Below are 19,014 nucleotides of genomic sequence, written 5' to 3'. Positions count from 1 at the left end.
CCCGCTCATACCGGTTCGCACAGCTTCAGTGCCTCCAGGGCCATGGCCTGGGCGTTCTGGCGTTCGTTTTCATCCAAGGGCCGCCCATAGGCGGTGGCCCAGTAACCATCGGCAACGCAACGCGCGGCGTACAGGCGCGGATCGCAGGCTTCATCCGGAAACTCGGCCAGCATGCCGCGCAGCCACGTCCGCCAGTAGACCAGCAGCGCCGGCTCCAGCATGTTGCCCATGGTGAGCCCGATGTCGTTGATCTGCTCCTGCTGCAGCAGATGTTCGAAATTCACCTGCACATAGGCACGGCTGAAGCCGCCATGGCGGGGAGGAGACTGTCGCAGCACCTCGCGCACTCTGTCCTCGAAGTCGGCGATGAGCGAGGTCAGCGTCGCCTCGACCAGGTCCTGCTTGCTGCCGAAATGATGGAACAGCGCGCCCTTGCTGACACCAGCCGCGTCGGCGACGTCCTGCACGGTGAGGGCCGCCAGCCCATTCTGGCCGATGGTATGGGCGGTCGCGTGCAGCAGCGCCTGGCGCACGCTGTCGGGCGCCTTGCGGCGGGAGCGGGGAGGGGATTCTGGCATGGGGGACGAAACCGACTGGACGGTATGATTGTAGCGCGGGGGCGATGCGCCCGACGCGCACGATCAGTTCAGCAGGTCACTGCAGATAGAACGCGATGCCGGTGCCGAGCTGCAGGTCGGGGCTGTTGCGATTGAGGCCGAGATCGAAAGAGGCGTCCAGCTGCACGTTCGGCCGCAGCATCCAGGTCAGGCCTGCGCCGGCGATGGCCTGGTCGGGTTGCTGCCTGGCGTGGGTAAAGCCGGCTTCGAGATAGGTGCCCAGCCGCTCGGTCACGCTCAGCGCGAGGCTTGGCGACCAGGTCGTGCTGCGCTGGCCTGCGCCGCGCTGATGGCTGCCATACAGCGCACCGCTCCAGCGGTCGTTGAAGGTGTGTTCGACGCTGGCGGCCAGCGCGTACTGGCGGCCATCGCTGAAGGCGGCATCGCCACGTGCGATCACACCGCTTGCCAGCAGCGCCCAGGCCGTGCGCTCGGTACTGCCAGGACCTGCCCATTTCACTCCGACGGTGCTGTCGCCGGCGCCGCGCTGCTGCGTGCGTGGCATGTCAGGGCCACGTTCGCGCTGGCGCTGCCACGGTGTGGACGCCAACTGCAGTTCCCAGCCCGGCGCCAACCCGGTGCGCAGCAACAGGTCGCTGGACAGCGAGGTCGTACGCAGGCCGTCGCGATCACGATCGCGTTGATAGCTGGGCAGGCCCACTTCGACGGCAAGGCCGCCACGCGGCACCGTGTCAGTGCCGAAGCCGATGCCGGGACGGTCGAAGCTGGGAGGTTCTGCGGCCAGCACCGGGGTGCTGGCCAGCGACAGGACGATCAACAGGGTGTGGCGCATGCGGGTTCCGTTTCGCAGGGATGCTTCAGCATGCGCGGCGATGCCGTGCGCGCGGCGTGAGCCGCGCCGTTCAGTCGCTGATGCGGGCGAAGCGTGCCTGCGGGCCGTGCTCGCCGGGCACCTGTTCAATGAACATCGGATAGGGACGCACCCACAGTCCGCCTTCGCCGTACAGGGCGCGATAGAGCACCATCGGCTGCAGCGTTTCACTGCTGCGGACGATGTCGATCACCTCGTACTCGCCACCTTTGAAGTGGCGGTAGCGGCCAGGTGTCAGCGCGGGCAGTGGGGCCAGGTCGGTCATCGTCAGCACCCGTTACCTGCGCGCCGGCGTTGCCGGGGTGGCGCAGTAGGCGTCGATGGCTTCGGCAGTGTTGGCCAGGCCCTGCGCTTGCGCCAGTTCCCATGGGCGCTCGCAGCGCTGGCTGTGCTCGCACCACTGATAGCCGGCCGAACCGATGCATCCGTGTGCATCGCGGTCACCACCAACCACGGGCGTGGCGGTGTCATGGGTGACCGGTTTTTCCGGGCTGGCACACGCGGCCAGGGCCAGCAGCGGGATCAGGAACAGGACTTTCATGGGCGCGGCTCCGTGCCGTAAACCGACAGTTTGTTCGGTCCCCGCAGCAGCGGCAAGCATCGCTGGCCAATCCTCAACTCAGCGATGCGCGGACCAGTTCCTCGATCAGTACCACGTAGCTGGCGGCGAAATAGAACTTCAGCAGCGTCGAACGCTGCAGTGGAAGCGAGGTGCGCATGTGGAAGGGGCCCCTGTTGATGACGATAGTGTGAAGCGCGGCTGACTTCGTGACAAGGGTCACGGAATGGATTTCCTAAATGGCCTCAGGGATGTGATGGGCGGCGCTTTCTGAGGTGCCGGTAGGGAGTTTTCGGATAAATCCGATAGGTCTTCCCCGGGGCGCTGGCTAGGCTGGTCGGGCATCGGAGATCGGCCTTGCGCCGGTCCCGGATTTCCCAGAAACGCAGGAGCCCACCATGGTCATCACTGTCCAATGCACCGCCCAGCGCTGGTCCGTCCTGGATCCGCAGACACGCGCGACCGAAGAGTTCAGCACCGGTGCGGCCGCCTTCGACGCCGCTGCCTCGCGGGCCAGCGAACATCACTGCCGTACCGGCCAGCACAGCACCGTGCGCGTGGAAGCACTGGGCACGGCGGTCGACGCGCTGCACTTCGGCCGCTGAGCCGCCGCAGCCGCAGTCAGTTGCGGTTGGGTTGGTTGAATGGGGGAAAAACCGCCGTCGCAGCTCCCTCTGTGCGCCACGCCCGGAATCCCCGATGCTTGCCTCCACCGTATTCACCTGGAGACGAGGGATGGGCAAGGGACTCACTTGGCGCACCGTGGCGTGCACCCTGTTGCCGATGATGGCTGCCGCTGGCGGCGTGCAGGCGCAGAACTATGGCTACGACGATCGCTACGACGATCGTGGTGGCAATGGCATCGTGCGCTGCGAATCGATCAAGAACCGCAGCAACGAGTGCCGGCTGGAAGGGCGCGCGCGCATGATCCGCCAGTTGTCCGGCTCCCCCTGTGTGGAAGGTGAGACCTGGGGCCAGTCCCGTTACGGTGTCTGGGTTACCCAAGGCTGCCGCGCCGAATTCGTCGGTGAATACCGGCGACCGGGCGGTGGCGGCGGTGGTTGGGGCGGTGGTGGTGGCAACGGCTGGGGCGGAAGCCAGTGGGGTGGTGGCGGCCAGGTGATTGCCTGCCATTCCAATGACCGGCGCCAGCAGTACTGCGATGCACAGGTTCGTCGCGGCGTGCGTCTGGTACGGCAGGAATCGCGCAGTGCCTGCATCGAAGGCCAGAGCTGGGGCTGGGACCGCCGTGGTATCTGGGTCAGCAACGGCTGCAGGGCCCAGTTCCAGGTGAATTGAGAGGCCGATGCAATCGGCTCAAGATCAGAGAAATCTGATAGCGATCACACTTCTTTCCTCGTATTGTCGACTCCCGGGACGCCTTGCGCGTCCCGGTTCGCACTGGCCATCCCTGTCGCGCCTGGTGCGGTCATTCTCTCGTCGTCGATACGCTGTTCAAGGAGTGAGCAACGCATGTTGATCCGACTGCAATGTGAGCAGCGCCAATGGCGCGTGCTGCACCCGGACAAGCCGGAACCGATCGAGTTTCGCGATGGCGTCCGTGCCTTTGACTTCGCCGAAACCCTGGCCCGCCTTCATTTCACCGATACCGGCCAGCGCGCCTCGGTGCGGGTGGAGTCCAGCGGTGCTTTTGTCGAGGCGATCAGCTACGGCTGAGAGCGCCGTTCGCCGGCAGGGTCTGCGGCATCCACGCATGGCGTGGATCTACTTTTGCGCCACCAGCACCTTGGTAGATCCACGCCATGCGTGGATGAGGGGCCTGGGGAGCCACGCATGACGTGGCCCCGTAACCCTGGCGGCGCTCAGCCCGCCGCGCTCAGTGGCGGGTTACCAGCGGCCAGTTGCGGCCAGCGCTTGAGCAGGGCCGCACGGATGCCGGCGGCATCGATGCCGGCCTCGGCCAGCAGGTCCTCGCGGCTGGCGTGATGCTGGAAGGCATCGGGCAGCCCCAGGTGCAGGATCGGGCGCAGCACGTCCTCGGCATTGAGCAGTTCGGCCACGGCCGAACCGGCGCCGCCCGCCACCACGTTGTCTTCGATCGTCACCAGTGCCTCGTGCTGGTTGGCCATGGCCAGTACCAGCTCGCGATCCAGTGGCTTGATGAAACGCATGTTGACCACGCTCAGGCCCAGTTCGCGACCGACCTGTTCGGCGGCGGCGACGGTGCTGCCGAAGGCGAGCAGGGCAACACGGTTGCCCTGCAGGCGCAGCTCGCCCTTGCCGATCGGCAGGGTCGACAGATCGTTGCCGGCATCCACGCCGGTACCGCTGCCGCGCGGGTAGCGCACCGCCGCCGGGCCGGGGTGCTGCAGGCCGGTGCTGAGCATCTGCCGGCACTCGGCTTCGTTGGACGGAGCCATCACCACCATGTTCGGCACGCAGCGCAGGAAGCTGAGGTCGAGGTTGCCGGCGTGGGTTGCACCATCGGGGCCGACGACGCCGGCGCGGTCGATCGCGAACAGCACATCCAGATCCTGGATGGCCACGTCGTGCACCAGCTGGTCGTACGCGCGCTGCAGGAAGGTGGAATAGATCGCCACCACCGGCTTGCCGCCCTGGGTGGCCATGCCTGCGGCCAGGGTCACCGCGTGCTGCTCTGCGATGGCCACGTCGAAGTAACGCTGCGGATATTCCCTGCTGAAGCGCACCAGGCCCGAGCCTTCGCGCATCGCCGGGGTGATGCCGTACAGACGCGGTTCGGCGGCGGCAGCGTCACACAGCCAGTCGCCAAACACGTCGGTGTAGGTGGGCTTCTTCGCGCCGGTCTTGGCCACCAGGCCCTTGTCCGGATCGAACGGGCCCACCGCGTGGTAACCGATCTGGTCACCTTCGGCCGGCTCGTAGCCCTTGCCCTTGGTGGTCATCACATGCAGCAGCTTCGGGCCCTTGGAGGCACGCAGCGTCTTCAGCGCGGACAGCAGCGCCGGCAGGTCATGGCCGTCGATCGGGCCGGTGTAATGGAAGCCCATTTCCTCGAACATCGTGGACGGCACGAACATGCCCTTCCAGTGTTCTTCCCAGCGCTTCACGAAACGGGCGGGGTTGTTCTTCTTGTCGCCGAGGATCTTCTTGCCGCCTTCGCGCAGCGCATTGAGCGTGCGGCTGCCGGTGGCGCGGCCGAGCATCTTGGTCAGCCCACCCACTGCCTCGGAGATCGACATGTTGTTGTCGTTGAGGATCACCAGCAGGTTTGGTTCCGGCTCCATGCCACCGGCGTGCATCAGCGCTTCGAACGCCATGCCGGCGGTCATCGCGCCGTCGCCGATCACGGCCACGACCTTGCGGTCGTCACCTTCGGTCTGGCGCGCGATGGCCATGCCCAGCGCTGCCGAGATCGAGGTCGAGGAGTGGCCAACACCGAAGGTGTCGTATTCGCTCTCTTCGCGCTTCGGGAACGGCGCGACGCCATCCTTCTGCTTGACGGTGTGGATCTCGTCGCGGCGACCGGTCAGGATCTTGTGCGGATACGTCTGGTGGCCGACGTCCCAGACCAGCTGGTCAACCGGGGTCTGGTACAGGTAGTGCAGGGCCACGGTGAGCTCGATCACGCCCAGGCCGGCGGCGAAATGGCCGCCGCTTTTGCCCACCGATTCGATCAGGTAGGCACGCAGTTCATCGGCAACCGCCGTCAGTTCGGATTCGTCGAACGTGCGCAGGTCATCCGGTGTCTGGATGCGCGCGAGGCGGGGATAGCGGGCAGAGTCGATCATCATGTTCGCACTTGTTCTGAACGCCCATTTTCGCCCTCAAACGGGGGTGGGGCAAGCAAACGCCGCCGTCCGTGACAGGACGGTGAGGGTTGCATTCCCGGCAGTTCAGGTGCAGAGCTTGGAACGCTTGGGCAGCTGGGCCCTCAGGAACGCCATCTGGTCGGCCAGGATGTTGCGGTTGGACAGGATCAGGTGCTCGATCCAGCTCGGCCGGTAAGGCACTGCCAGCAGCGGCATGCCGGCCTGTTGCGGGGTGCGGTCACTCTTGCGCGAATTGCAGTGGAAGCACGCGGTGACTACGTTTTCCCAGGTATCCAGGCCGCCTTTGGACAAGGGCATGACGTGGTCGCGGGTGAGGGTCGGGCGTCCGAACTGCTGGCCGCAGTAAAGGCAGAGATGGGCATCGCGGGCGAACAGGGCCGGGTTGGTCAGGTTCGGTGTCGGGTCCAGCGCACGTGAGCGGGCATGGCCGCGCGCGGCGATGATCGGGTGCAGGTCCATCCCGCTCTGCATGCCACTGCGACGATTTGTCCCACCGTGGATGTGCAGGCAGGGGTCGCCGAGGGTCCAGGCGACGGCATCGCGGGCGTAGAGGCAGGCTGCGTCCTGCCAGGTGATCCAATCCAGGACCCGCCCGTGACCATCAAGTGAGAGCAACCGGACCGTGCCGGGGCGATGCAGCGTCGTGGCGTTGGGCGATGCTTCGGCGCCCGGAGCAGAAAACGGAGCTCCGGCTTCGATCAGACCCAAGCGTGTAGTGTCTGTCTCCATCGGGAAAACAGCTTATACCTGAATCATTGCGATTTGGGTATCGCCCGGAGGGCGAAACCCAAATCGCAATGATTCAGGTCCGCGCATTCCACCTAATCCCCGCACCTGTCGGTGCGCCCCCTTTAACAAAAGGGGGCTTTTCTCCAGATGGATTTCGGGGGTTTCCATCCACGCGTGGCGTGGATCTACGTGTCGACCAAGGTCGACACCTACCAACAGCCGCGGGGAGTTGTCGAAGGCGGGGTGGGTCCGGTTGCGGGGGCGTGAGCGCCATGGATGGCGCGACCGAGGCTACAGGGACGTACTTGCGCCGTCCCCCGCAATTGGACCCACCCCGCCATCCCGCAGGAAACCAGCTGTTGCTGTTGCTCCAGCTGTTGCAGTTGCCGGCCAGCGGCCGGCACTACCGCAGGTGCCGGGCGCGGCCCGGCTCAGGCGCCGAAGCGTTCGTCGTCCATTGCCATCAGCGGTGCAGCACCTGCCTGGATGGCGGCGGCGTGGCTGAGGGTGCGCGGCAGCACGCGGGCAAAGTAGAAGCGCGCGGTCTCGCGCTTGCCCTGCGCGAATGCCGCGCCGTGCGCGCTGGCATCGGCGGCGGCAACGCTGCGGGCCCACCAGTAGGCCAGCACCACATAACCCGAGTAGAACAGGTAGTCGTAGCTGGCTGCGCCCAGTTCATCCGGGTTGGCGGCCGAACGCTGCAGAACGTCCATCGTCAGCTTGCCCCACTCGGCGGCCTTGGCGCGCAGCGGGCCGATGAACTCGGCCAGGCTTTCGTTGCCTTCATTGGCCTTGGCGAACGCTTCGATCTCGGCCAGCATCAGCTTGAGGCCAGCGCCCTGGCTGGACGCAGTCTTGCGGCCGATCAGGTCCAGCGCCTGGATGCCGGTGGTGCCTTCATACAGCGTGGTGATGCGGGCATCGCGGGCCAGCTGTTCCATGCCGTGCTCGCGGATGTAGCCGTGGCCACCGAAACACTGCAGGGCGTTGTAGGTGTTCTCGATGCCCCATTCGGTCTGGCAGGCCTTCGAGATCGGGGTCAGGAAGCTCACCAGGGTGTCAGCGCGCTCACGTTCGCCGGCATCTTCTGCATGGTGGGCGACGTCGATCAGGGTGGCGGCGTGCAGCGCCAGCAGGCGGCTGCCTTCCACCAGCGACTTGATGGTCAGCAGCATGCGGCGCACGTCCGGATGCACCAGAATCGGGTCGGCCGGCTTGTCCGGGAACTTGGCGCCGCTGAGCGAACGCGACTGCAGGCGCTCGCGGCTGTACTTCAGCGCGTTCTGGTAGGCGCGCTCGGACAGACCGATGCCCTGCAGGCCGACGCCCAGGCGAGCAGTGTTCATCATGGTGAACATCGCCTGCAGGCCCTTGTGCGGCTGGCCGACCAGGTAGCCCTGCGCGCCATCGAAATTCATCACGCAGGTGACCGAGCCCTTGATGCCCATCTTGTGCTCGATGGAGCCGCAGCGCAGCGCGTTGCGCTCACCGACGTTGCCGTCGCGATCGACCTTGAACTTCGGGGTGACGAACAGCGAGATGCCCTTGGCGCCCGGCGGGGCGTCGGGCAGCTTGGCCAGCACCAGATGCACGATGTTGCCGGTCAGGTCGTGCTCGCCGGCGGTGATGAAGATCTTGGTGCCGGTGATCGAATAGCTGCCATCGGCGTTCGGCTCGGCCTTGGTCTTGAGCAGGCCCAGGTCGGTGCCGCAATGCGGCTCGGTCAGGCACATGGTGCCGGTCCAGCGGCCTTCGATCAGCGGCTTCAGGAATGCCTCGTGCTGCCAGGCTTCGCCGTGCTGCTTCAGCGCTTCGATGGCGCCGTGCGACAGCAGCGGGAAGTTGCCCCAGGCGAGGTTGGCGGCGTTGATCATTTCATTGAGCGGCACGCCCAGCGTGTGCGGCAGGCCCTGGCCGCCCAGTTCCGGTGACGCGGTAAGGCCGGTCCAGCCGCCGTCGACGAACTGGTCGTAGGCCTGCTTGAAGCCGGGCGGGGTGGTTACTTCGCCGCTGGCCTGGTCGAGCACGCAGCCGATCTCGTCGCCCACGCTGTTGAGCGGGGCCAGTACGCTGGCGCTGAAGCGGCCGGCTTCTTCCAGCACGGCATCGACAACATCGGCGGTGGCGTCGGTGAAGCCAAGACGGGCGAACAGCGGCTCGACCTTCAGCACATCGTGCAGGCCGAAACGAAGGTCGGAAAGCGGGGCGGTGTAGCTGCTCATCGGTGCGTCTCGATTTGATCAGTAACAGGGGGAGCGGCGCGATGCGTCGCGGCGGAAAGCGGAGATCAGCGCAGTACGCCGGGCAGGCCCGGGGCCTGGTTCAGCGTGCTGCGGCTGTTGATGTCGAAGGTGCGCTGCTTCTTTTCCTGCGGCGTGGCCGACACCGTGCCCTTCAGGCTGTAGGCAAGGGTGCGGTTGCTGGCCAAGGCGTCGGCGATCACCAGGCGTGCGGCCGGGCTGGGCTTGAAGTTCACGTTGATGACATCGGCGGAAACGCCGCCGATGGAGATGCCCGGCTTGGCGGACAGGGGGCCGGCATCGGTGTCGCCGATGGTCAAGACCAGCGCGACATCGTCGAAGCTCATCGGCATCGAACTGTAGTTCTGCAGACGCAGGGCGACGGTCCAGTCGCCATTGGCCTGCACGGTCAGCTGCTGCAGGCTCGCGGCCGGTTCCGAAACACGCTTGACGATGCCATCGCCGCAAGCGACCAGGGCCAGGGTGCACAGGACGATCAAGACGGTACGGAAGCGGTGGAGCATGGGCGCAGGTCCTCTGAAGGCGGTGCGTGGAGTAAGCATACTACGGCGTATGGTGGAATGGGTCGCCTGCGGCGACCGGCCACAGAGGGTAGCGCGTGAAGATGCACGCGAGGCGTGCGCGATGCCGGATTGCGGACGTAGCGTGCCCCGGTTGGGCGGCGCCTCAATCGGCGGGGGTGTCGCGCAGGGGCGCCATCATGCGCAGCGGTGCGAGGTCGTAGCCCATCTCTTCGGCCTTTGCCTTGAGCCGGTCGAACAGGGCGCGGTCCATCTCCGGCAGGCGCGCGAGGATCCACAGATACTTGTGGCCCGGTTCACCGACCATCGCCCACTGGTAGTCGGGGTCCAGCGCGATCACCCAGTAGTCGGCCCAGACCAGGGGCACCCAGCTCAGCCAGTCGGGAACGAAGCGCACCTGCAGCTGGCCGGGCTGTCCCGCAACGGGCCGCGCCACGCCTTCGGCGACAACCCGCTCGCCATCCGCCTTGCGGCAGGCATTGGTGACGCTGATGCGGCCATCGCGGCGCAGCCCGTAGTTGGCGGTGATCTCGCCCACGCACTGCTTCTGGAACGACACCGGCAGATGTGCGATCTCGTGCCACTGCCCGGCGTAGCGATCGATGTTCAGTTCACTGACGGCGCGCACGGGCTCGGCAGCGAGTGCCGGTGCGGCGAAAAGCAGCAGGCAGGCGAGCAGGGCAGGGCGCAGGTGCATTGATCGGCTCCGGGCAGGAGTCTGGAGCGTAGGGTGCACGGCACGCGGAGGTGTGAATGTTTCGTCAACCGGTGTGGCCGCGTCCGCGCAGGATCGATGCGGCGCGATCCACGTGCCGCATGGTCGGAAAGTCACAGACAAAAAAAAGACCTGCATTTCTGCAGGTCTTCGAAAATGGTGGCCGAGGACGGAATCGAACCGCCGACACGGGGATTTTCAATCCCCTGCTCTACCAACTGAGCTACTCGGCCATGTAGAAAAAAAAGACCTGCATTTCTGCAGGTCTTCGAAAGTGGTGGCCGAGGACGGAATCGAACCGCCGACACGGGGATTTTCAATCCCCTGCTCTACCAACTGAGCTACTCGGCCACTTGTTTCGTTGCAGCGATGTCGCTGCCGAGGACGCGCATAATACGGACGTAGGACAGGTTCGGCAAGCGTTTTGGAAAAAAACCTTCACATTGGTGTCTGCGACCGGTGGAAGGCGCTGCAAGTGATTGATCCTGCGTTGACCCAGCTTGGCCGGAAATGCTGGACGCGGAAAACAGCGGCCCGCCGCTGACGCCAAAGCTGACGGGGCAAGCAATGCAGCGGCGGAGTGGGGACGGTGCCGATGGAACGCTGTTTTCATGGCACCCACGAGGGCAGGGCACGGCGTACTGTCGCGGTTCCCTCCCCGACGCTGCCCGCAGCAGAGCCATTGGACATGTCCGATTCAACCACCCGCATCGTGCTCGCCTCTCGTCCGCAAGGTGCGCCGGTCGCCGCCAATTTCCGCCTCGAACAGGCGCCCCTTCCGGCGCTGGGCCCCGGCCAGGTGCTGTTGCGCAACCGCTACCTGTCGCTGGATCCGTACATGCGCGGACGCATGGATGATGGCCCGTCGTACGCACCGCCCGTGGCAGTGGATGCGGTGATGGAGGGCCAGACCGTGGCCGAAGTGCTGCAGTCGCAGGCGCCTGGCCTGGCGGTGGGCGACCTGGTGCTGGCCCCTGGCGGCTGGCAGACCCATGCCGTGGTGGCGGGTGATGCGATCAGCCGGCGCCTGGATCCGGCCGGGCTGCCGCTCAGCACGGCGCTGGGCGTGTACGGCATGCCGGGGTTCACCGCGTACTCCAGCCTGATCGAAATCGGCAAGCTGCAAGCCGGTGAGACCCTGGTGGTGGCTGCTGCCAGCGGACCGGTCGGTGCCACCGTGGCGCAGCTGGCCAAGCTGCAGGGTGCGCGCGTGGTCGCCATCGCCGGTGGCGAGGCCAAGCGTGCGTACCTGGAAACACTGGGCGTGGATGTGGCGCTGGACCACCGCGCCTCCGATTTTGCCGGGCAGCTGCGTGCTGCTGTACCGGATGGCATCGACGTGTATTTCGAGAACGTGGGCGGGCATGTGCTCGACGCCGTGCTGCCGCTGCTTAATGATTTCGCGCGCATTCCGGTGTGCGGCACCATCGCCACCTACAATGCCCGCGGCGTCGCGCAGCCTGGGCCGGATCGGCTGCCGGCGCTGTTCAGTCAGATCCTGCGCCAGCGGCTGACCGTGCGTGGCTTCATCGTCCACGACTTCAAGCATCTGTGGCCGGATTTCGAGCGCGACATGCCGCAGTGGCTGCGCGATGGGCGTATCCAGTACCGCGAAGACGTCGTGCAGGGACTTGAGAATGCACCGGAAGCCTTCTTTGGCCTGCTGCAGGGGCGCAATTTCGGCAAGCTGGTGGTGAAGCTGGATTGAGCGATTGCTTCATTGAGGGCACCGGAACGGAACCGGTGCCCTCAATCTTCGACGCGCGCCGTTCGTGGGCTTACGGGGCGAAACGCAGCTGTTTGGCGTCGCGGATCTGGATCTGGGTCTGGTAGTAGTACTTGTCGCTTTGCTGGCCGTTCGAATCGATGAAGGCGATGCGTACCCGACCCGCGGTACCGCGCACCAGCAGGCGCCGGTTCTGCAGCTGTTCGAGCTTCATGCCGAACGCTTTTTCCAGTTCCGGGCGCAGCGCGGCATCGATGTTGAGCGTGATGTTGAGTGGATGGCGGTAATCGCGCTCGCTGTTGAGGTAGATGCGCTCGCCTTCGGTACCGGTGGCCTGCACGGTCAGCACGAAAACGCCGGAGATGCCGCGAGAGGGATCATCCTGCGCCGCACGCACCGCTTCGTAGTTGCCGATATAGCCCGGTGGCGGCATCGGTTGCCGGTCAAGGCGATGCGCGCAGCCAGTGGCGAGCAGCAGTGGAATCAACAGGGCAGGGCGATACATGGCGCGTCCTTGTGCGAGGTGATCCGCCGATTGTGATCACGCGACGATGACGATCACAAGCACTGCAGGAGCGTGATGGCTGCACGCGTTGTTCGCAGGCAGCCGACCACCGCATCACGCAGGCGCGGATAGCGTTGTCTGCGTCACGCCGGCCTGTTGCCGGCGCCATGGGAGCGATTCATGACCGAACACGACAAGAAGACCTCGAATGCACACGAAGGCGTGCAGGAGAGTCGCCAGGACCGGCAGCAGGATGAAGTGGCCAAACAGCGTCCCGGCCAGCACGACCAGAAGGTGCGCGATGCACATTCGCGTGCACCCGTGCGCAAGGACGGCGGGCAGGACCCGGCCTGAGCGGAAGGCCAAAACAGAAAGCCCCGGCAGTGCCGGGGCTTTCTGTTTTTCATATGGTGGAGCCAAGGAGGATCGAACTCCTGACCTCGTCATTGCGAACGACGCGCTCTCCCAGCTGAGCTATGGCCCCAAGGGGATGTTGCATCCCGTGGGCAGCGGAGCTGGCGCCACGTGACGGACCTAGCATAGCGCTGCCAGGTGCCGGCTGCCAAGGGGCACGCAGGGACGCAGCGGAATCGCCGCTGCGTCCCTCTGCGGCCTGTCGTTTCAGGGCAGCAGGGCCGCCGCGCGCTGGATCGCGATGTCGGTCGCAGCCGACACGCCATGCAGGTGGATGCAGGCGTGGATCATTCCCGGCAGGCGCTCCAGCGTGCAGTCCACGCCCGCCTCCCGCAGCTGCGCGGCGTACTGTTCAGCTTCGTCGCGCAGCGGGTCGAACTCACAGCTCAGTACCGTCGCCGCCGGCAGCCCGCGCAGATCGCGGGCATGCAGGGGCGAAGCAAGCGCCTGTCGGCGGTCACCCTCGCCCAGATAGGCCTGCCAGCAGCGCTGCATCAGTTCGGCGCTGAGGTAGTAGCCGTCTGCGAACTCGCCGTAGGTGCTGCTGGCCATGGTGGCATCCAATGCCGGGTACAGCAGCAATTGATGCGATGGCAGCGGCAGTCCCTGATCGCGCAGCAGCAGGCAGCACGCTGCTGCGAGATTGCCGCCGGCGCTGTCGCCGCCGATGACCAGGCGTGCTGGATCAAGCCCCAGGTCTGCGGCATTGGCCTGCAGCCACAGCCAGGCGTCGACGACGTCGTGCAGCGGCGTCGGGAACGGATGCTCCGGGGCCAGGCGATAGCCGACGGCAGCGATGACATGGCCGCTGGCATTGGCCAAGGCCCGGCAGGGGCCGTCATAGACCGCCAGCGAGCACTGGAACCAGCCACCGCCGTGGGCGAACAACAGGGCCGGGCGCGGTTCCGTGCTGATGGCCGCGGGCGTGTACAGGCGCACGACCAGCGCATGGCCGTCGCGCGCGCTGATGACGTGCTCCACGACATGCGATACCGCCTCGGTGGCGCCCTGCAGCGTGGGCAGCGCCTGCTCGCTCAGTGCGCGCAGTTCCAGCAGATCGTCCGGCAGCGGTTGCGCCGCCACCGCATCCACGAACGCCTGCAACGCAGGTTCAAGCGGCATGGTCAGCCTCCTGCAGGAACGGCAGCAGCTGGGCGAGGAAGGCCTGCGGCGCTTCTTCCATGATGAAGTGGCCACAGCCCGGAACGACGCTGCCGCGCAGATCATCGGCGTGCGGCTGCAGGGTCAGCATCGGGGCGTTGCCGGTGGCGTGCTCGGCGCCGATGGCCAGCACCGGCATCGTCAAGCGGCGTTGTGCGCGGACCTGGTTCTGGCGGATGGTTTCCGGAATCGCGCGGTACCAGGCAAACCCTGCACGCAACGCGCCGGGGCGGCTGTAGGCGGCGATGTAGGTTTCGCTGGCTACCGCATCGCGCCGGTACGACCAGCGGTCGAACATGAAGTCCAGGTAGGCGCGTTCGCGACCGCTGATGAGTGCCTCGGGCAGATCGGCCACCTGGTTGAACATGAAGTGCCACAGGAAGATGTTGTCGGCTGGCGCGGCGAAGATGCCCGGCTCAGGTGCCAACCCGGGAATCACCGCTTCGGTCACGGCCAGGCGCTGTACCGCCTGCGGCTGGTCGCTGGCCAGCGCATAGGCGATCCACATGCCGATGTCATGGCCGACCACCTGGTAGCGCTCGTGGCCGAGGGCCTGCATGGTCTGGTGCAGTACCGCGGCGGCACTGCCGGTGTCGTAACCGTGTGCGGGACGATCGGATTCGCCGATGCCGGGCGGGTCGACCGCGATCGCTTCGAAGCCGGCCTCGGCCAGCGCATGCAGCACGTGGCGCCAGGCGTACCAGGTCTGCGGCCAGCCCGGGATCAACAGCACCGGTTGCCCGCTGCCGGCGGAGACGCAATGCACGCGCTGGCCGTCGATGCGCAGGTAGTGGTGGCGCAGGGTATCGTCGCCGGAGGTGCCAGCGGTGGGGATGTTCTTCATGGGGATGTTCCTGTGGGGGCTCAGGCGATGCCGAGCATGTGCTGCATCTGGGCGCTGCTGATCGGCGCGCCGGCGAAGTCGTCGAAGATCTTGTCGGTGACCGGAATGATGTGGTCGCGGATGAAGGCGGCACCTTCGCGCGCACCGGCTTCCTGGTCCTTCAGGCAGCACTCCCATTCCAGCGTTGCCCAGCCGGCGTAGTCGTACTGCGCCAGCTTGGAGAAGATCGACTTGAAATCGACCTGGCCATCGCCCAGCGAGCGGAAGCGGCCGGCGCGTTCGGTCCAGTCGGCGTAACCACCGTAGATGCCCTGGCGGCCATTGGGGCGGAACTCCGCGTCCTTGACATGGAACATGTGGACAAGCGGATGGTAGATGTCCAGGAACTGCAGGTAATCCAGCTGCTGCAGCACGAAGTGGCTGGGATCGAACAGGATGCGGCAGCGCTCATGCTGGCCCACACGCTCGAAGAAGCGTTCGAAGCTGGTGCCATCGTGCAGGTCTTCGCTGGGATGGATTTCGTAGCAGAGGTTGATGCCGTTGTCCTCGCAGGTATCGAGGATCGGCCGCCAGCGTCGTGCCAGCTCATCGAATGCGGCGTCGATCAGGCCCGGCGGACGCTGCGGGAACGGGAACAGGTAGGGCCAGGCAAACGAGCCGGAGAAGGTGCCCATGTCCTGCAGGCCGAGCCGGCGCGAGGCGCGGGCGGCCAGATGCAACTGCTGCTGTGCCCATTCGCTGCGTGCCTGCGGATTGCCGCGCAGCGCCTCCGGGGCGAAGCCATCGCACAGTTCATCGTAGGCCGGATGCACGGCCACCAGCTGGCCCAGGATGTGGGTGGTCAGCTCGCTGACCTGCAGGCCGTGTTCGGCCAGGGTGCCACGGATGTCGTCGCAGTAGTCCTGGCTGTCGGCGGCGGTGGCCAGGTCGAACAGGCGCGCGTCCCAGGCCGGAATCTGCAGGGCCTTGAAGCCGTGGCCGGCGGCCCACTCGGCGATGCCGGCGAGGCTGTCGAACGGCGCCTGGTCGCCAGCGAACTGCGCCAGATGCAGGCTGGGGCCTTTGAGGATTTGCATGTGTTGCTCCAATTGTTTGTAGGTCGACAAAGAATAGGCGCGTGCATCGGGATGGTCAACACCCGCGTTACACTGCGCGCCTCAGAACGGCAGGCAGGCAGATGGCAGGGCGACCGCGCGAATTCGACAGGGACCAGGCATTGCGCAAGGCGATGCTGCTGTTCTGGCAGCACGGCTATGAGGGCACCTCGATGTCGGCCCTGGTCGAAGCGCTTGGCATTGCCTCGGCGCGCATCTACGCCGCGTTCGGCAGCAAGGAGCAGTTGTTCCGCGAAGCGGTGGCGCTGTACGAGGAAGGCGAGGGCGGCTTCGCGCCGCGCGCGCTCGAGCAGGCGTCACTGCGCGATGCGATCGGCAGCATGCTGCGTGATGCCGTGTTGACCTACACCCGTCGCGGTCGTCCGCATGGCTGCCTGGTGGTGTCCTCGGCAAGCAGCGTGTCACCGGATGGCGAGGGCGTACGTGACTGGCTGGCCAGCCATCGTCGCCAGCGCACGGGGGCGATCATCGCGCGGCTGCAGCAGGCGCAGGCGGACGGCCAGCTGGCGGCCGATCTGTCCGTGCAGGCCCTGGGCGATCATTTCGCCACGGTGCTGCATGGCATCTCGGTACAGGCGCGTGACGGCGTCAGCCGCGAACGTCTGCTGGCGATGGTCGAGGTTGCGCTGGCGCCGTTGCCGTGAGATCCGGGGTCAGATCCGTTTCCCCTTGGGAAACGGATCTGACCCCAGGCGGTGCTGGCTGACTGTGCCGAAACCGCTTGTTTCACCGGGTTCGGGTGCCGCGCAACGAAATTGTAACAATTTGGAGGATAATGGCCGCTTGCGCAGTTTTCCTCCTATTTGCCGCCCGGTCAGCGCAGGCCGCACGGACGCCTCCTCAGAGCTTTCGATGCCTTCCCATTCCGATTCCCGCCGTTCGTCGGGCATGTCGTCCTCCCTCGTTTCCTTCCGTCGCCATCCGCTGGCCCTGGCCTGTGCAGGCCTGGCCCTGGCTGCCAGCTTCGGTGCTGCCGCGCAGGACAGTGCGCCGACCCCGACCGGGCTGGACACCATCACCGTGACCGCCGAGCACCGCGAGCAGAACCTGCAGGAAGTGCCGGTGTCGGTAGGCGTGGTGCAGGGCGAGCGCATGCGCGACTTCACCGCCGGCGGCGACGACACCCTGCTGGCGCTGTCCGGCCGCGTGCCGAGCCTGTATGCGGAAACCACCACCGGCCGCATCTTCCCGCGCTTCTACATCCGCGGCCTGGGCAACATCGATTTCTACCTGGGTGCGTCGCAGCCGGTGTCGATCATCCAGGACGACGTCGTGCTGGAACACGTGGTGCTGAAGTCCAACCCGGTCTATGACGTGGACCAGGTGGAAGTGCTGCGCGGTCCGCAGGGCTCGCTGTTCGGCCGCAACACCACCGCCGGCATCGTCAAGTTCGACACCCTCAAGCCGACCCAGGACTACAGCGGCCGCGTCAGCGCCAGCTACGCCTCCTACAACAGCGTGTCGATCGACGGTGGCTTCGGTGGCCCGATCAACGACATCGCTTCGTTCCGCGTGTCGGCCCTGTACCAGCACCGCGACGACTACGTCGACAACACCTACACCGGCCCCAGCGCCGACGGCACGGTGAGCCCGAAGAAGAACGCCATGGGCGGCTTCGACGACCGCAACGTGCGTGCGCAGCTGCTGCTGACCCCGAGCGACCAGTTCTCGATCCTAGCTTCGGCCCATGCCCGTGATTACGAAGGCACCTCGACCCTGTTCCTGCGCAACGCGCTGACCAAGGGCTCGAACAAGACCGACGTGCCGCGTGACCAGGTGGCCTACGACGAGGCCGACAACAACCCGCAGGCGTACAAGACCTACGGCGGTTCGGTGAAGGCGCGTTATGACTTCGGCGCGATCGACTTCACCTCGATCACCGCTTACGAAACCACCTCCGGCTACAGCCGCGGTGACACCGACGGCGGCGCCGCGGTCAACTTCCCGGTCAATGGCGTGCCGAACGGCTATGGCCAATCGATGGGCCAGATCCGTGACCTGGACCAGTGGACCCAGGAATTCCGCCTGGCCAGCCACGATGACAGCGCCCTGCAGTGGCAGGCCGGCGCGTTCTACTTCAACGGCAGCGATACCACCGACTTCTACCAGCGCGCCTGGTTCCTGAAGGGCGCGGCGCGCAACCCGAACAACTGGGTGCGCCTGCGCAACAAGAACACCTCGTGGGCCGGTTTCGGCCAGCTCAGCTACGCCTTCACCGACAAGTTCACCGTCACCGCCGGCCTGCGCCAGACCCGCGATGAGAAGCACACCCGCCTGCTGAAGACGGCTGATACCGCCGCCGGCCTGGTCACCTACAAGGGCCGCACCGACGTCAAGATGACCGACACCACCCCGAGCTGGGATCTGAGCGCGATGTATCAGATCACCCCGGACGTGAGTGTCTACGCGAAGGTCGCGCGCGGCTTCCGCGGTCCGACCATCCAGGGCCGTTCGGCCGTGTTCAACGCTGACTTCACCACCGCCGATTCGGAGACGATCCTGTCCTGGGAAGCGGGCGTGAAGAGCAGCCTGTGGGACAACCGCCTGCGCTTGAATGCCACCGCGTTCACCTACACCGTCAACGACATCCAGCTCAACGGCAACGATTCGGACGGCAACGGCGTGCTGTTCAACGCCGACAAGGCCAAGGCCTACGGCTTCGAAGCGGACATGGAACTGCGCCCGATCCCGAACCTGACCCTGAGCGCCGGTCTGAGCCTGCTGCACAGCGAGATCAAGGACAAGCGCGTGTATGCGCAGGTCTGCGCCCTGAACGGCAAGGTGGTGTGCACCGTCGATGACCCGACCATCAAGGTCGGTGCCAACACCTTCGCCCAGATCGATGGCAACCCGCTGCCGAACGCGCCGAAGTACAACATCAACCTGGCCGCGCGCTACGACTTCCCGGTCAGCGATGCAGGCACGATGTTCGTGTCCACCGACTGGAACAAGCAGGGCTACACCAGCTTCGTGCTGTACGACAGCCAGGAGTTCAACTCCAAGGGTGATTTCGAGGGCGGCCTGAAGATCGGCTACTCGGGCAACTACGGTGCCTACGAAGTGGCGCTGTTCGCGCGCAACATCACCAACGAGAAGAACCTCAAGGGTGTGATCGAGAACTACATGGCGGCGGTCTACAACGAACCGCGCACCGTGGGTGTGTCGCTGAACATGAACTGGTAAGACGCATCGGTCGGTACCGCACGCGGTACCGACACCTTTGCACTACCCTCCAGACGCCC

General features: G+C 65.9%; 21 protein-coding genes and 3 tRNA genes. 7 read left to right on the top strand and 17 right to left on the bottom strand.

All coding sequences use genetic code 11. The annotated features are described in order from the left end of the window. Positions 1-5: 5 nt before the first annotated feature. The 4 genes from AC27VL_RS06940 to AC27VL_RS06925 form a co-directional block, all read right to left on the bottom strand. Complete coding sequence (locus AC27VL_RS06940; RefSeq protein ID WP_488765915.1) at positions 6-578, bottom strand: TetR/AcrR family transcriptional regulator; 573 nt, start codon at positions 576-578, stop codon at positions 6-8. Positions 579-654: 76 nt separating this feature from the next. Continuing rightward, complete coding sequence (locus AC27VL_RS06935) at positions 655-1,410, bottom strand: transporter (protein ID WP_488765914.1); 756 nt, start codon at positions 1,408-1,410, stop codon at positions 655-657. Positions 1,411-1,480: 70 nt separating this feature from the next. Continuing rightward, positions 1,481-1,714 (bottom strand): DUF1653 domain-containing protein, encoded by a 234-nt coding sequence (locus tag AC27VL_RS06930; RefSeq protein WP_100554160.1) that lies wholly within the window; start codon positions 1,712-1,714, stop codon positions 1,481-1,483. Between the two features lie 12 nt (positions 1,715-1,726). Further along, a complete protein-coding gene (locus AC27VL_RS06925; RefSeq protein WP_100553074.1) occupies positions 1,727-1,990 on the bottom strand; it encodes a hypothetical protein in 264 nt (87 codons plus the stop codon). Between the two features lie 416 nt (positions 1,991-2,406). Here AC27VL_RS06925 and AC27VL_RS06920 point away from each other — a divergent pair, with 416 nt between their 5' ends. The 3 genes from AC27VL_RS06920 to AC27VL_RS06910 all read left to right on the top strand — a co-directional run bounded on the left by AC27VL_RS06920 (position 2,407) and on the right by AC27VL_RS06910 (position 3,685). Beyond that, on the top strand, positions 2,407-2,613 hold the full coding sequence (locus tag AC27VL_RS06920) for a hypothetical protein (protein WP_100553073.1): 207 nt from the start codon (positions 2,407-2,409) through the stop codon (positions 2,611-2,613). A gap of 130 nt (positions 2,614-2,743) precedes the next feature. After that, on the top strand, positions 2,744-3,307 hold the full coding sequence (locus AC27VL_RS06915; RefSeq protein WP_089236266.1) for a DUF3011 domain-containing protein: 564 nt from the start codon (positions 2,744-2,746) through the stop codon (positions 3,305-3,307). Between the two features lie 174 nt (positions 3,308-3,481). Further along, positions 3,482-3,685 carry a hypothetical protein gene (locus AC27VL_RS06910; protein ID WP_032978640.1) on the top strand — a complete coding sequence of 68 codons (204 nt, stop codon included), beginning with the start codon at positions 3,482-3,484 and terminating at the stop codon, positions 3,683-3,685. A gap of 146 nt (positions 3,686-3,831) precedes the next feature. On the opposite strand, the gene dxs is transcribed toward AC27VL_RS06910, so the two are convergent. From dxs to AC27VL_RS06875, 7 genes are all read right to left on the bottom strand, one after another. Continuing rightward, a complete protein-coding gene (gene dxs / locus AC27VL_RS06905; RefSeq protein WP_488765913.1) occupies positions 3,832-5,739 on the bottom strand; it encodes a 1-deoxy-D-xylulose-5-phosphate synthase in 1,908 nt (635 codons plus the stop codon). Between the two features lie 105 nt (positions 5,740-5,844). After that, complete coding sequence (locus AC27VL_RS06900; protein ID WP_025876340.1) at positions 5,845-6,510, bottom strand: HNH endonuclease; 666 nt, start codon at positions 6,508-6,510, stop codon at positions 5,845-5,847. Between the two features lie 431 nt (positions 6,511-6,941). Beyond that, positions 6,942-8,732 (bottom strand): acyl-CoA dehydrogenase C-terminal domain-containing protein, encoded by a 1,791-nt coding sequence (locus AC27VL_RS06895; protein WP_191078734.1) that lies wholly within the window; start codon positions 8,730-8,732, stop codon positions 6,942-6,944. 65 nt (positions 8,733-8,797) lie between these two features. After that, positions 8,798-9,274, bottom strand: a complete 477-nt coding sequence (locus tag AC27VL_RS06890; RefSeq protein ID WP_191078733.1) for an LEA/WHy family protein — start codon at positions 9,272-9,274, stop codon at positions 8,798-8,800. 163 nt (positions 9,275-9,437) lie between these two features. Further along, on the bottom strand, positions 9,438-9,989 hold the full coding sequence (locus AC27VL_RS06885) for a lipocalin family protein (protein WP_488765912.1): 552 nt from the start codon (positions 9,987-9,989) through the stop codon (positions 9,438-9,440). Between the two features lie 175 nt (positions 9,990-10,164). Then, positions 10,165-10,240 (bottom strand) — tRNA-Phe (locus AC27VL_RS06880). A 42-nt stretch (positions 10,241-10,282) separates the two neighbouring features. Continuing rightward, a tRNA-Phe gene (locus tag AC27VL_RS06875) sits at positions 10,283-10,358 on the bottom strand. Between the two features lie 337 nt (positions 10,359-10,695). Here AC27VL_RS06875 and AC27VL_RS06870 point away from each other — a divergent pair. After that, a complete protein-coding gene (locus tag AC27VL_RS06870; protein WP_488765911.1) occupies positions 10,696-11,715 on the top strand; it encodes an NADP-dependent oxidoreductase in 1,020 nt (339 codons plus the stop codon). 70 nt (positions 11,716-11,785) lie between these two features. Here AC27VL_RS06870 and AC27VL_RS06865 read toward each other — a convergent pair whose 3' ends face one another. Continuing rightward, positions 11,786-12,238 carry a hypothetical protein gene (locus AC27VL_RS06865; protein ID WP_100553066.1) on the bottom strand — a complete coding sequence of 151 codons (453 nt, stop codon included), beginning with the start codon at positions 12,236-12,238 and terminating at the stop codon, positions 11,786-11,788. 180 nt (positions 12,239-12,418) lie between these two features. Here AC27VL_RS06865 and AC27VL_RS06860 point away from each other — a divergent pair, with 180 nt between their 5' ends. Next, positions 12,419-12,592: a hypothetical protein gene (locus AC27VL_RS06860; protein ID WP_165377685.1), complete on the top strand. Its 174-nt coding sequence runs from the start codon at positions 12,419-12,421 to the stop codon at positions 12,590-12,592. Positions 12,593-12,646: 54 nt separating this feature from the next. Here the strand turns inward: AC27VL_RS06860 and AC27VL_RS06855 are convergent. The 4 genes from AC27VL_RS06855 to AC27VL_RS06840 form a co-directional block, all read right to left on the bottom strand. Then, positions 12,647-12,722: transfer RNA gene (locus AC27VL_RS06855), tRNA-Ala, on the bottom strand. A gap of 137 nt (positions 12,723-12,859) precedes the next feature. Then, the gene (locus tag AC27VL_RS06850) at positions 12,860-13,774 is read right to left on the bottom strand and encodes an alpha/beta hydrolase (RefSeq protein ID WP_488765910.1); all 915 of its coding nucleotides are present in this window, start codon (positions 13,772-13,774) and stop codon (positions 12,860-12,862) included. Then, entirely contained in the window at positions 13,764-14,657 is an 894-nt protein-coding gene (locus AC27VL_RS06845) for an alpha/beta fold hydrolase (protein ID WP_205404733.1), read from the bottom strand. Before AC27VL_RS06845 ends, AC27VL_RS06850 begins: the two co-directional genes overlap by 11 nt. Positions 14,658-14,677: 20 nt before the next feature. Further along, positions 14,678-15,733, bottom strand: coding sequence for a sugar phosphate isomerase/epimerase family protein (locus AC27VL_RS06840; RefSeq protein ID WP_488765909.1), 1,056 nt, complete (start codon positions 15,731-15,733; stop codon positions 14,678-14,680). 101 nt (positions 15,734-15,834) lie between these two features. On the opposite strand from AC27VL_RS06840, the gene AC27VL_RS06835 reads away from it, so the two are divergent. Next, the gene (locus tag AC27VL_RS06835; protein WP_488765908.1) at positions 15,835-16,416 is read left to right on the top strand and encodes a TetR/AcrR family transcriptional regulator; all 582 of its coding nucleotides are present in this window, start codon (positions 15,835-15,837) and stop codon (positions 16,414-16,416) included. Between the two features lie 9 nt (positions 16,417-16,425). On the opposite strand, the gene AC27VL_RS06830 is transcribed toward AC27VL_RS06835, so the two are convergent. Further along, positions 16,426-16,662 (bottom strand): hypothetical protein, encoded by a 237-nt coding sequence (locus tag AC27VL_RS06830; protein ID WP_165780956.1) that lies wholly within the window; start codon positions 16,660-16,662, stop codon positions 16,426-16,428. On the opposite strand from AC27VL_RS06830, the gene AC27VL_RS06825 reads away from it, so the two are divergent. Further along, entirely contained in the window at positions 16,625-18,955 is a 2,331-nt protein-coding gene (locus tag AC27VL_RS06825) for a TonB-dependent receptor (RefSeq protein WP_099819094.1), read from the top strand. The two genes, AC27VL_RS06830 and AC27VL_RS06825, sit on opposite strands and share 38 nt — an antisense overlap. Positions 18,956-19,014 lie beyond the last annotated feature (59 nt).

The organism is Stenotrophomonas sp. 14P6.2.3, from assembly GCF_057799055.1.
This window is presented reverse-complemented; position numbering and strand designations above follow the sequence as displayed.